This is a genomic window from Rhizobium sp. CC-YZS058 (assembly GCF_034720595.1).
GTDB lineage: Bacteria > Pseudomonadota > Alphaproteobacteria > Rhizobiales > Rhizobiaceae > Ferranicluibacter.
Map to the genome: position 1 here is coordinate 1,264,333 of NZ_JAYESJ010000001.1, position 12,286 is coordinate 1,276,618.

A 12,286-nucleotide genomic window follows, 5' to 3' on the forward strand; every position below is an offset into this window, starting at 1 on the left:
ATAGTGCAACCGGTGCCCGGCTTTGCAAGACGCGGTGCCTGGCGAACCGTGCTCGTCCCGTTCGGCAAATTCCGCTTGCCGAACTCTATCTTATGTCTATACATAAGTCAGGAACCGGAAAGGCGCAAGATTCATGTCTTCCATGACCCCTCAGAACTCCTCATCCCCAGCCGGCAGCCGTTTTGACCGGGTCTGGCGCAATGCGCGGCTGGCGACGCTCGATCCGCGCCTGCCGGGTCTGGGCCTTATCGAAGCCGGAGCCATTGCCGTCAGGGACGGCCGGATCGCCTATGTCGGTCCGGAAACGGAGCTGTCGCTCGGCGCAGGCGAGGCGGGCGAGGTGATCGACTGCGAAGGCCGGTGGATCACGCCGGGTCTGATCGATTGCCACACCCATCTGGTCCATGCGGGCAACCGGGCGAACGAGTTCGAGATGCGGCTTGCCGGCGCGACCTATGAAGAGGTGGCGCGCGCGGGCGGCGGCATCGTCTCCTCCGTCATGGCGCTGCGCGCGGCCAGCGAGGAGCAACTGCTCACCGAAAGCCTGCCCCGGCTCGACGCGCTGATCGCCGAAGGCGTGACGACGATCGAGATCAAGTCCGGCTACGGCCTCGACCGGCAGAACGAGGCGAAGACCCTGCGCGCGGCCAGGCAGCTCGGCGATCTGCGCGATGTCTCGGTGCGCACCAGTTTTCTCGGCGCCCATGCCCTGCCGCCGGAGTTCAAAACCGACCGAGCCGGCTACCTCTCTTTGTTGATCGAAGAGATTCTGCCGGCCATCGCGGCGGAAGGGCTGGCCGATGCGGTCGATGCCTTCTGCGAAGAGATCGCCTTTTCGCCGGAGGAGGTGGCACAGCTGTTCACCGCGGCGCAGGCGCTTGGCCTGCCGGTCAAGCTTCATGCCGACCAGCTGTCCAACCTTGAGGGCGCGAAGCTTGCCGCCGCCTTCGGCGCTCTCTCCGCCGATCATCTGGAGCATACCGATGCGGCAGGCGTCGCCGCCATGAAGGCCAGCGGCACTGTCGCCGTCATCCTTCCCGGTGCCTATTACTTTATCCGCGAAACGAAGAAGCCGCCGATCGCGCTGTTTCGGGAGGCGGGCGTGCCGATGGCGGTGGCGACCGACTGCAATCCCGGCACGTCGCCGCTCACCTCCCTGCTCTTGACCATGAACATGGCGGCCACGCTCTTTGGCCTGACGGTGGAGGAGTGCGTGGCCGGCGTGACCCGCGAAGCGGCGCGCGCGCTTGGCATCGGCCATGAGGTCGGAACGCTGGAGGCCGGCAAATGGGCCGATCTGGCAATCTGGACGATCGAGCGGCCGGCCGAGCTCGTTTACCGCATGGGCTTCAACCCGCTCCATGCCCGCATCCGCAACGGCCACTGACACGCAAGCGCTGACGATCAGGACCCAAGACCCATGACCCTCGTTCTCACCCCCGGCTCCGTTCCGCTGAAGACACTCGAAACGCTCTACTGGACCGGCGAACCGGCCCGCCTCGATCGCTCCTTCGACGCAGGGATCGAGAAGGCGGCGCGGCGGATTGCCGAGATCGCTGCCGGCAACGCGCCGGTCTACGGCATCAACACCGGCTTCGGAAAGCTCGCCAGCATCAAGATCGATGCGGCGGATGTGGCAACGCTGCAGCGCAATCTCATCCTGTCCCATTGCTGCGGTGTCGGCGCGCCGTTGCCGGACGATGTCGTGCGGCTGATCATGGCGCTGAAGCTCATCTCGCTCGGTCGCGGCGCCTCGGGCGTCCGCCTGGAGCTGGTCCGGCTGATCGAGGCGATGCTGGAGCAGGGCGTTCTGCCGGTCATTCCGGAAAAGGGCTCGGTCGGGGCGTCGGGCGATCTGGCGCCGCTTGCCCATCTGGCAGCAGTGATGATGGGGGAGGGCGAGGCGGTCTTTCAGGGCGCGCGGCTTCCCGGTCGCGAAGCGCTGGAGCGGGCCGGGCTCGAACCCGTTGTGCTTGCCGCCAAGGAAGGTCTGGCGCTGATCAACGGCACCCAGGCCTCGACGGCGCTGGCGCTTGCCGGTCTCTTCCGTGCGCACCGCGCCGCGCAGGCGGCGCTGATCACCGGTGCGCTGTCGACCGATGCCGCCATGGGCTCCTCCGCGCCGTTTCATGATGATATCCACACGCTGCGCGGCCACCGGGGCCAGATCGATGCGGCGGCGGTCCTGCGCGGCCTGCTCACCGGTTCGGTCATCCGCGAGAGCCATATCGAGGGCGACGAGCGGGTCCAGGATCCCTATTGCATCCGCTGCCAGCCGCAGGTGGACGGCGCCTGCCTCGACCTCCTGCGCGCGGTGGCGCGGACGCTGGAGATCGAGGCCAATGCGGTAACCGACAATCCGCTGGTGCTCTCCGACGACAGCGTCGTCTCCGGCGGTAACTTCCACGCCGAGCCGGTGGCCTTCGCCGCCGACCAGATCGCGCTCGCCGTCTGCGAGATCGGCGCCATCGCCCAGCGCCGCATTGCGCTTCTTGTCGATCCCGCCCTGTCGTACGGCCTGCCGGCCTTTCTCGCCAAGAAGCCGGGACTGAACTCCGGCCTGATGATCGCCGAAGTCACCTCGGCGGCGCTGATGAGCGAGAACAAGCAGATGTCCCATCCGGCCTCGGTCGATTCGACGCCGACTTCGGCCAACCAGGAAGACCATGTGTCCATGGCCTGCCATGGCGCCCGGCGCCTGCTGCCGATGACCGACAATCTCTTCGGCATCATCGGCATCGAGGCCTTGACGGCCGCGCAAGGGGTCGAGTTCCGCGCGCCGCTTGCCACCAGCCCGGAACTGCAGAACGCCATCGGCGCGATCCGCGGCGTCGTCGAAACGCTCGAGACCGACCGCTACATGGCCAACGACCTGGCGGCGGCGAGTGCGCTGGTTGCCACCGGCGCGCTTGCCGCTGCGGTCTCCGCCGGCCTCCTGCCGCAGCTGGAGGCATGAATGGCTGTCTTCGAGCTTCGCCAGGGAACCTCGCCCGTCATCCTCGCCTTCCCCCATACCGGCACGGCGGTGCCCGAGCGCGTCTACGACCGGCTGAACGACAATGGCCGGCTGCTCGCTGACACGGACTGGCACATTCATCGCCTCTATGAGGGGCTGCTGCCGCGGGCGACGACGATCCGCGCGCTCTTCCACCGCTATGTGATCGACGCCAACCGCGATCCGGAAGGGATAAGCCTCTATCCCGGCCAGAACACGACCGGCCTCGTGCCCGAAACCGATTTCGACGGCCTGGCGATCTGGCGCGAGGGGGAGGCGCCGGATGCGGCGGAGATCGCAGCGCGCCGCGCGGCGTTCCACGCACCCTACCATGCCGCGCTCGCAGCCGAGGTGGAGCGTGTGCGCGATCTGCACGGCATCGCCGTCCTCTACGACTGCCATTCGATCCGCGGGCGTATTCCTTTCCTGTTCGAGGGCATTCTGCCGGATTTCAACATCGGCACCAATGACGGCACGAGCTGCGATGCGGCCTTCGAGGCCGCGGCCTATGAGGGGGCGTGCGACGGAGACGGGTATACGCGCGTGCTCAACGGCCGCTTCAAGGGCGGATGGACCACGCGCCACTATGGACGGCCCGATCGCGGCGTCCATGCCCTGCAGATGGAGCTTGCCCAATCCACCCATCTCGCCCGCGAGGCGCCGCCCTTTGCCTATGACGAGGCGAAGGCGGAGCGCCTGCGCGTCCCGCTTCGCACCATCCTGACCACCCTTGAGACCCGGGCGCTTGCGCTGTCGCGCCGGCCGGACTGACGACGAAGAGAGGAACGATCGATGAGCAATCCGCGCCACAATATCCGCGACGTGCGGTCGCCTCGCGGTCCGGAGCTGACCGCCAAGAGCTGGATGACCGAAGCGCCGCTGCGCATGCTGATGAACAATCTCGACCCGGACGTGGCCGAAAACCCGCATGAGCTGGTCGTCTATGGCGGCATTGGCCGGGCGGCCCGCACCTGGGAGGATTTCGACCGGATCGTCGCGGCCCTGACCGATCTCGAGGAAGAAGAGACGCTGCTCGTCCAGTCGGGCAAGCCGGTCGGCATCTTCCGCACGCACAAGGATGCGCCGCGCGTGCTGATCGCCAATTCCAACCTCGTGCCGCACTGGGCCACCTGGGACCATTTCCACGAGCTGGATAAGAAGGGCCTCGCCATGTACGGCCAGATGACGGCCGGCTCCTGGATCTATATCGGCAGCCAGGGCATCGTGCAGGGCACCTATGAAACCTTCGTCGAGGCGGGGCGCCAGCATTATGGCGGCGATCTCACCGGCAAATGGATCCTGACCGGCGGGCTCGGTGGCATGGGCGGCGCCCAGCCGCTCGCCGCCGTCATGGCTGGCGCCTGCTGCTTGGCCGTCGAATGCGACGAGACCCGCATCGATTTCCGCATCCGCACCCGCTATGTCGACGAGAAGGCGACCTCGCTCGACGAGGCGCTGGAGAAGATCGACCGCTGGACGAAGGCCGGCGAGGCCAAATCGGTCGGGCTGCTCGGCAATGCGGCCGAGATATTTCCCGAACTACTCGCCCGCATGAAGGCCGGTGGAGCGCGGCCGGATATCGTGACCGACCAGACCTCGGCGCATGACCCGCTGAACGGTTATCTGCCGATCGGCTGGACCGTGGAAGAGGCGAAGGCGAAGCGCGAGAGCGAGCCCAAAGCCGTGGAGGCGGCGGCGCGCGCCTCGATGCGCACCCATGTCGAGGCGATGGTCGGCTTTTGGAACACCGGCGTGCCGACGCTCGATTACGGCAACAATATTCGCCAGGTCGCCAAGGACGAGGGGCTGGAGGATGCCTTCGCCTTTCCCGGCTTCGTGCCGGCCTATATCCGCCCGCTTTTCTGCCGCGGCATCGGCCCGTTCCGCTGGGCGGCACTGTCCGGCGATCCGGAGGATATCCGCAAGACCGATGCCAAGGTGAAGGAGCTTCTGCCCGACAATGCGGCCCTGCATCGCTGGCTCGACATGGCGGGCGAGCGGATCGCCTTCCAGGGCCTGCCGGCCCGCATCTGCTGGGTCGGTCTCGGCGACCGCCATCGCCTCGGCCTCGCCTTCAACGAAATGGTGCGCAATGGCGAACTCAGCGCCCCGATCGTGATCGGCCGCGATCACCTTGATTCCGGATCGGTCGCCTCGCCGAACCGCGAAACGGAAGCAATGAAGGACGGCTCCGACGCCGTCTCCGACTGGCCGCTGCTCAATGCGTTGCTCAACACCGCATCGGGCGCCACCTGGGTCTCGCTGCATCACGGCGGCGGGGTCGGCATGGGCTTCTCGCAGCATTCCGGCGTCGTCATCTGCTGCGACGGGTCGGAGGCTGCCGATCAGCGCATCGCCCGCGTGCTCTGGAACGATCCGGCCACCGGCGTCATGCGCCATGCCGATGCCGGCTACGAGATCGCGCTCGACTGCGCGCGCGACAAGGGCCTGCGCCTGCCCGGCATTCTCGGCACCTGAGCCGATGGGCGGCGTCACGATCCTGCGCAGCGCCGGTCACCGGCGCATGCCCTGGAAGAATGGCGGCGGAGAGACCACGGAAATCGCCGTGTTTCCTTCCGATGCCGGACTGGACGACTTTCTCTGGCGCGTCAGCATGGCGCGGGTGGCAAGCGATGGTCCGTTTTCCCGCTTCCCCGGCGTCGAGCGGACGCTGGCGATCCTGGAGGGAGCCGGCATGGCGCTCACGATCGACGGCGGCGAGGCGCTCGTGATGCACCGGCAATCCCCGCCGCTTGTTTTTCCAGCGGATCGGCCGACCGAGGCGCGGCTGATCGACGGCCCGATCCTGGACCTCAATGTCATGACCCGGCGCGGCGTGACCGGCCACAGGGTGAGGCGGCTCGCGATCGGCGAGCAAGCGCGACTCGATGCCGAGGCTCCGACGACGCTCCTCCTGGCCCTCGACCCGGTGGAGATCGTGGGCGAGGAGCGCCTCGACCGGTTCGACGCCGCGATCCTCACGGCGTCCGTCGAGGTGCGAGCAGACCGGGAAGCGGACGCCTATCTGATCGAGATCAGGCCGCCCGCGCCGCCAGCGCGCTGAAGGAGAAGGGGGCGATCGGCAGGGCGGTTTCGCCCTTGAGCGCCAGATCGGCCAGAATTTCTCCGATGACGCTCGCGAACTTGAAGCCGTGGCCCGAACAGGGCGAGGCGACCACGATCCGGTCTTCGCCCGGCAGAGTATCGAGCAGGAAGGTCTCGTTCGGCAGCATCGTGTAGCGGCAGGCAACCGCGCGGCTGCGCCGTGTATGCCCGGTCGGCAGGCGGCGGGCGATGAACGTGTCGATCAGCGCGACATCCGCCGCATCGACCGGCGGGTTCGGCTGGTCGGGGTCGATCACCTCTTCCAGATGCAGATGCCGTCCCACCTTGAATCCGTCGGGGCCGATGACCGGGAAGCCGAAATAGGCGCCGTTCGTGCCCTCGTCGATGATGAAGGCCGGCATGCGGCCCGGAACCGTCAGAAACCCGTCCTCCGGCTGATACCAGGCGACGACCTGCTTGATCGGCACGGCATGGCTGCGCAGCGCGGGAACCAGCTGGCTGATCCAGGGCCCGGTGGCGACCACCACCTTGCCGGCACGCAGCGTGCCGGATGGGGTCGAGAGCGTCACCCCCGCATCATCCGGCTCGATCGCCGTGACGCGCTCGTTGAAGCGAAGCTGCGCGCCGGCGGCGGCCGCCAGCCGCAGATGGCCGGCGATGGCCCGTTCGGGCCGAACATAGCCGCCCTGCGGATCAAAACAGGCAACGTCTCCTTCTTCGAGAACGAAGGCCGGGTGGCGGCGCTGGACCTCCGCCCGGTCCAGGGTTTCGATCGTCAGGCCATGCAGCTCGGCACTCCTCTGCGTGCCGAGCACGACATCGCTGTCCGGCTTGCCGATCTGTAGCACACCGGTCAGTGTCAGGATCTCCTCACGCAGCGACTGTTCGAGGCTGCGCCAGTTCTGGTAGGCGCGGTGGAGCAGCGGCACATAGGCGGGATCTTCGAAATAGCCGAGCCGGATCAACCGGCTATCGCCATGCGAAGAGGAAAGCGGATGGGCGGGATAAGCGGCTTCGATGCCGACGACACGCGCTCCGCGTGCAGCCAGATGCGCGGCCGCGGCACTGCCCATGGCGCCAAGGCCGATCACGGCCACATCGAAATCCTTGCTCACGCTGGTCTTCTCCTGTCTCGCAATCCGGCAGCGCAGCGGCGCGCCTGCGTCTTTTGAGAGCGATTAACCCATGTCCGCCTGCACCGCGAGTGCTTTTGTCAGGACCGGACATCCGATGGCGTCCAGACGAAGACGATTGGATGTTTAGATCGCATTAAGGTTGCAAGGTTAGCTTCAACTTGCCAAGGCCGCTCGATCGGCCGGGACGGACGCATGATGCGGCCGATGATGCCGGACGCGGCATGATGTCCTCGCGCATATTGATCTCCGCTTTCACCCCGTACTGCCCATTGCGCAGGCCCGTCCGCGCGTGCACCCTTTCGGCTGCGCGGTCGCTGTTGAAGGAATTGAACTTGCCCAGACGGTCCAACCTGATGACGCGCATTCTCCTTGCCGCGTCCGTCGCCGTGGCCGGCGCCTTTGCCGGCTTCTCCATCTATATCGACTCGCTGCAGCACGGCGCGGCCACGCAGGCCGTGGAATCGACCGTGGCCTCATCGGGCAAGCAGGCGGCGCAAAGCGTCGCCAACTGGCTGAACGGCCGCGTGACGCTGACCGACATGACCGCGCAGGCCGCCGGCAGCGCGGAGGGCTCCGACGGGCTGCTGCGCGTTCTGAAGAACGACGTCCTGGTCAAGGAATTCATGACTACCTATGTCGGTGACGAGACCGGCCGCTTCACCATGTGGCCGGACAGCCCGATGCCGGAAGGCTACGATCCGCGCCAGCGGCCGTGGTATCAGGACGCCGTAAAGGCAAGGAGCGCCGTTCTGACCGATCCTTATATCGACGCCTCCAGCAACGAGCTGATCATCAGCGCCGCCGTTCCGGTCGAAAAGGATGGCAAGCTTCTGGGTGTCGCCGGCAGCGACTTTTCGCTGAAGACGTTGGTCTCCATGATCCGCTCCATCGACGCAGGACCGGGCGGTTTCGCCTTTCTCGTCAACAAGTCCGGCCAGATCCTGGTCCATCCCGATGCCAAGCTGGTGACCAAACCGCTTGCCGAGGCCTTCCCGGTCGCCACACCGGCGATCGACGGCCGCATCTCCACCACCGAACTTTCCGGCAAGCCGATGCTTGTCAGCTTCGTGCCGGTCGCCGGCCTGCCGACGGTCGAATGGTATGTCGGCTTCGCGGTCGATTCCGAAGCGGCCTATGCCGGCGTCGGCCAGTTCCGCACGGCCGCGGCGGTGGCGACGCTGCTGGCCGTCGGCATCATGATCGCGCTTCTGGCGACCCTGCTCAGCCGGCTCGTCATCCGCCCGGTGACCGAAATGACGGGTGCGATGGAAAAGCTTGCCGCCGGCCAGTACGATATCGCCATTCCGGGCGAGGAGCGCCGCGACCAGATCGGCTCCATGGCCGCGGCCGTCGCCGTGTTCCGCAGCAATGCGCTCGAGCGCCTGCGTCTCGAAGGCGAGGCCGAAACCGGGCGCTCGCTTTCTGAGAAGGAGCGCCGCGAGCGCGAAACGATGAAGGCCCGCGAAACCGCCGATATCCAGCATGCGGTCGAGGAACTGGCGACCGGTCTCGGACGCCTGGCCGATGGCGATCTCGCCTATCGGATCGCGACCCCCTTCGTTCAGCATCTCGACCGGCTGCGCGCCGACTTCAACAATGCCGTCGGCAAGCTGCACGACGCACTCGACACGGTCGGCAGCAATGCCAAGGCAATCGATGCCGGCGCCAGCGAGATCCGGCACGCGGCCGACGATCTGGCGCGCCGCACAGAGCAGCAGGCGGCTTCGGTCGAAGAAACGGCAGCAGCGCTCGAAGAGATCACCACCACCGTGCGTGACAGCGCACGGCGGGCCGAGGAGGTCGGCGCGCTGGTGGCTCGCACGCGGGCTGGTGCCGAGAAGTCGGGCGATGTCGTCGGCAAGGCGGTTCAGGCCATGCAGGGCATCGAGCGCTCGTCGGGCGAGATCGCCAACATTATCGGCGTGATCGACGAGATCGCCTTCCAGACGAACCTGCTCGCGCTCAATGCCGGGGTCGAAGCGGCACGTGCCGGCGAGGCCGGCAAGGGCTTTGCCGTGGTGGCCCAGGAGGTGCGCGAGCTTGCGCAGCGTTCCGCCAATGCCGCCAAGGAGATCAAGGCGCTGATTACCACCTCCAGCGACCAGGTGCGCGCCGGCGTGACGCTGGTGGGCGAAACCGGGCAGTCGCTGCAGGCGATCGTCGGCCAGGTGCAGGAGATCAATGGCCACGTCAATGCGATCGTCATCGCGACCCGCGAACAGTCGACCGGGCTGCAGGAGATCAACACTGCCGTCAACAGCATGGACCAGGGCACGCAGCAGAACGCCGCCATGGTCGAGGAACAGACGGCGGCAAGCCACGGCCTCGCCTCCGAAGCGGCTGCCCTCAATGCGCTCCTTGCCCAGTTCCAGCTGGCGGGCGCGCAGGACATGGCCGCACCGCGCCGCCGCGCGGCCTGAGACGGACGAGCGACAAAGGGGGGAGGGGCCGGGGAAACCGGCCCCTTTTCCATGACGATCGTCTGCCTTGGTCGGCGCCGACTTGCCAAGCCAAAGCGCGTCGGCCATAGGCTTGCGGCTTGAGTGACGTGCATCGGATTGTCGGTGCCGCGCTTCGCGGAGGTCGCACACGTGAAATATCATTCCTTTGGGCGGATGCCGTTCACCGTCTCCAATATCGGCTTCGGCGCCTGGCAGATCGGTGGATCCTGGGGCGAAATCAGCGAGGCCGATGGCCGCGCGGCGCTGACGGCGGCACTCGATGCCGGCATTACCTTTATCGACACCGCCGATGTCTATGGCGATGGCCGGTCCGAGAAGATCATCGCCGAGGTGCTGGCCGAGCGCTCCGGCGAGCGTCCGATGGTCGCCACCAAGGCCGGGCGCCGGCTGAGCCCGCATGTGGCGGACGGCTACACCAAGGCCAATCTCGAAGGGTTCATCGATCGCAGTCTCGCCAATCTCAAGGTCGAGTGCCTGGACCTCGTCCAGCTCCACTGCCCGCCGACCGAGGTGCTCTATCGCCAGGAGGTGTTCGAAGGCCTGGCCGAGATGCAGGCGGCAGGCAAGATCGCCGGCTATGGCGTATCGGTCGAAAAGGTCGAGGAAGCGCTGAAGGCGATCGAATATCCGGGCGTCGTCAGCATCCAGATCATCTACAACCTGTTCCGCCAGCGTCCGGACCATCTTTTCTTCACCGAAGCGCGGCGGAAGAACGTGGCCGTCATCGCCCGCGTGCCGCTGGCAAGCGGCCTGCTCTCCGGCAAGATCAAGGCCGAGACGCAGTTTGCCGCCGATGACCACCGCAATTTCAACCGCAACGGCGAAGCCTTCGATGTCGGCGAGACCTTCGCAGGCGTACCCTTCGAGGTCGGCCTGCAGGCGGTCGAGGAGGTGCGCACGCTGGTGCCGGAAGGCGCGAGCATGGCCGCCTTCGCGCTACGCTGGATCCTGATGAGCGATGCCGTCACCGTCGTCATCCCCGGCGCCCGCAATGCAGAGCAGGCGCGCGGCAATGCCGCCGCCGCCGACCTGGCGCCGCTTTCGGCCGATGTCATGAGCGCTGCGCGCGAGATCTACACGCGGTTGATAAAGCCGCATGTGCACCAGCGCTGGTAGGCAGCGCGCGGCCCCCGGAGCGCATGCCACCGGGGGCACCGTCTCGATCAGGGATTGGCCTTGAGATAGGCGATGACGTCATCGATCGAGGATTGCGACCAGAAGCCCCAGAAGCGCATGCTCGTGCCCGGTACCTTGCGCTTCGGGCTGGAGAGGAACGCCGAGAGATCGGCCTCGGTCCAGATCAGCCCCTGCTCGCCCGCCGCCAACATCGCCTCGGAATAGCGATAGCCCGGCACGCTGCCGGCCTTGCGGCCGACGACGCCCTGCAGGCTGGGGCCGAAGACCGTGCGATCCCCTTGCACCACGTGGCAGTTGGAGCAGGCCTTGAATGTGGCCGCCCCGCGTGCCGCATCCCCGCCCTCTGCCCAGGCGGGGAACGAGAACGCAAGGAGGGCGGCGAGGCAGAGGCCCGACCGTTCGAGAGGCGATCTCCGTCTCATGGCTGCTCGCTCCTTCAGACCGGCACGCATCGACGCGCGTCCCTCGAAATCTAGTGCGCGTCCTTCGACAGGGGAGGGTCGCCTCATTCGGCCGCGGCAAGGGGCGCGGCGACCGGGCTGCGGGCACGGCTGGGGGAGGTGCCGATGATCCGCTTGAAGGCGCGGCTGAAGGAGGCTTCCGACTCGTAACCGAGCCGCTCCGCCACCAGCGCCACGCGCTGCCCCTCGCGCAGCCATTGATGCGCCTGCTGCATCCGCATGCGCGCCACATAGCGCGCCGGCGTTTCGCCGACTGCTTCGGCAAAGCGCTGGGCGAAACCGGAGCGAGACGCGCCCATCTCGCGCGCCAGCGCCTCCACGCTCCAGTCCTGCGCCGGATCGAGGTGGATGGCGGCAAGCACCCGGCCGACATCGGGATGGCGCACCGCGGCCAACCAGCCCGAGGAATCGCCGCAGCCGTGCTCCACCCAGGTGCGAATCAGCGTCGCCGTCAGCACATCGGCGAGCCGGGCCAGGATGCCGCCAGCGCCCACCCGGTCCATATCCACCTCCCGCATCATCGCGTCCAGCAGCGGCGGGATCGTCGGTTCGCTGGCGGCAAGGTTGCGTGTTTCCATCACCGTCGGCATCATCTGCAGGAGCGGGTGGCGCTTGTCGATGTTGAAGCGCATTTCGGCGAAGAACAGCGTGTTGCGCTTTTCCGCGCAGGGGCATTGCAGGTCGATAATGCCGTCGCAAACCGTCTTGCGCGGCATAGTGCCGACCGGCACCGGCGGCAGGCCGGGCTTGCTCGCCAGAACATGCGCATCCCCGCGCGGCAGAAGCACCGCATCGCCGGGTCTCAGCTCGATCCAGCCGCCATCCGGCGCCTGAAGGAAGGCATGCCCGGCCGCAAGAAAATGAAAATGCGCCTCCTCCTTGGCGGGGAAACTGGTGGCGAAGGGATGCGAGGGCTGGCAGCGCCCATACTCCACCCCATCGAGCCGAAGACCGCGCAACATTTCGGTCAAGGGATCATGCATTGCCGGCCTCATCTGTTGGACGAATGGTCAAGAATTTTGGATTTAC

10 protein-coding genes are annotated in these 12,286 nt (G+C 66.9%); 7 read left to right on the forward strand and 3 right to left on the reverse strand.

Annotation, left to right across the window (positions count from 1 at the left end; genetic code table 11):
* Positions 1-142: 142 nt before the first annotated feature.
* From hutI to U8330_RS06170, 5 genes are read left to right on the forward strand one after another with little or no spacing between them, the layout of a single operon-like run.
* Positions 143-1,387 (forward strand): imidazolonepropionase, encoded by a 1,245-nt coding sequence (gene hutI, locus U8330_RS06150; protein ID WP_323107200.1) that lies wholly within the window; start codon positions 143-145, stop codon positions 1,385-1,387.
* 33 nt (positions 1,388-1,420) lie between these two features.
* Positions 1,421-2,956, forward strand: a complete 1,536-nt coding sequence (gene hutH, locus U8330_RS06155) for a histidine ammonia-lyase (RefSeq protein ID WP_323104262.1) — start codon at positions 1,421-1,423, stop codon at positions 2,954-2,956.
* Entirely contained in the window at positions 2,957-3,766 is an 810-nt protein-coding gene (hutG, locus tag U8330_RS06160) for an N-formylglutamate deformylase (protein ID WP_323104264.1), read from the forward strand.
* Between the two features lie 21 nt (positions 3,767-3,787).
* Positions 3,788-5,473 carry a urocanate hydratase gene (hutU, locus tag U8330_RS06165; protein ID WP_323104265.1) on the forward strand — a complete coding sequence of 562 codons (1,686 nt, stop codon included), beginning with the start codon at positions 3,788-3,790 and terminating at the stop codon, positions 5,471-5,473.
* A 4-nt stretch (positions 5,474-5,477) separates the two neighbouring features.
* Positions 5,478-6,059, forward strand: a complete 582-nt coding sequence (locus tag U8330_RS06170; RefSeq protein ID WP_323104266.1) for a HutD family protein — start codon at positions 5,478-5,480, stop codon at positions 6,057-6,059.
* On the opposite strand, the gene solA is transcribed toward U8330_RS06170, so the two are convergent.
* The gene (gene solA / locus U8330_RS06175; RefSeq protein ID WP_323104267.1) at positions 6,031-7,176 is read right to left on the reverse strand and encodes an N-methyl-L-tryptophan oxidase; all 1,146 of its coding nucleotides are present in this window, start codon (positions 7,174-7,176) and stop codon (positions 6,031-6,033) included. The genes U8330_RS06170 and solA overlap by 29 nt on opposite strands.
* Positions 7,177-7,550: 374 nt before the next feature.
* Between solA and U8330_RS06180 the strand changes: the two genes are divergently transcribed.
* The gene (locus tag U8330_RS06180) at positions 7,551-9,617 is read left to right on the forward strand and encodes a methyl-accepting chemotaxis protein (protein ID WP_323107202.1); all 2,067 of its coding nucleotides are present in this window, start codon (positions 7,551-7,553) and stop codon (positions 9,615-9,617) included.
* A gap of 171 nt (positions 9,618-9,788) precedes the next feature.
* Positions 9,789-10,775 (forward strand): aldo/keto reductase, encoded by a 987-nt coding sequence (locus U8330_RS06185; protein ID WP_323104268.1) that lies wholly within the window; start codon positions 9,789-9,791, stop codon positions 10,773-10,775.
* Between the two features lie 47 nt (positions 10,776-10,822).
* On the opposite strand, the gene U8330_RS06190 is transcribed toward U8330_RS06185, so the two are convergent.
* Positions 10,823-11,218 (reverse strand): cytochrome c family protein, encoded by a 396-nt coding sequence (locus tag U8330_RS06190; protein WP_323104269.1) that lies wholly within the window; start codon positions 11,216-11,218, stop codon positions 10,823-10,825.
* Positions 11,219-11,301: 83 nt separating this feature from the next.
* A complete protein-coding gene (locus U8330_RS06195; RefSeq protein WP_323104270.1) occupies positions 11,302-12,240 on the reverse strand; it encodes an AraC family transcriptional regulator in 939 nt (312 codons plus the stop codon).
* Positions 12,241-12,286 lie beyond the last annotated feature (46 nt).

Coding starts and splice junctions, on each gene's coding strand:
- hutI (WP_323107200.1), top strand. CDS start 143: ATGACCCCTCAGAACTCCTCATCCCCAGCCGGCAGCCGTTTTGACCGG.
- hutH (WP_323104262.1), top strand. CDS start 1,421: ATGACCCTCGTTCTCACCCCCGGCTCCGTTCCGCTGAAGACACTCGAA.
- hutG (WP_323104264.1), top strand. CDS start 2,957: ATGGCTGTCTTCGAGCTTCGCCAGGGAACCTCGCCCGTCATCCTCGCC.
- hutU (WP_323104265.1), top strand. CDS start 3,788: ATGAGCAATCCGCGCCACAATATCCGCGACGTGCGGTCGCCTCGCGGT.
- U8330_RS06170 (WP_323104266.1), top strand. CDS start 5,478: ATGGGCGGCGTCACGATCCTGCGCAGCGCCGGTCACCGGCGCATGCCC.
- U8330_RS06180 (WP_323107202.1), top strand. CDS start 7,551: ATGACGCGCATTCTCCTTGCCGCGTCCGTCGCCGTGGCCGGCGCCTTT.
- U8330_RS06190 (WP_323104269.1), bottom strand. CDS start 11,218: ATGAGACGGAGATCGCCTCTCGAACGGTCGGGCCTCTGCCTCGCCGCC.
- U8330_RS06195 (WP_323104270.1), bottom strand. CDS start 12,240: ATGCATGATCCCTTGACCGAAATGTTGCGCGGTCTTCGGCTCGATGGG.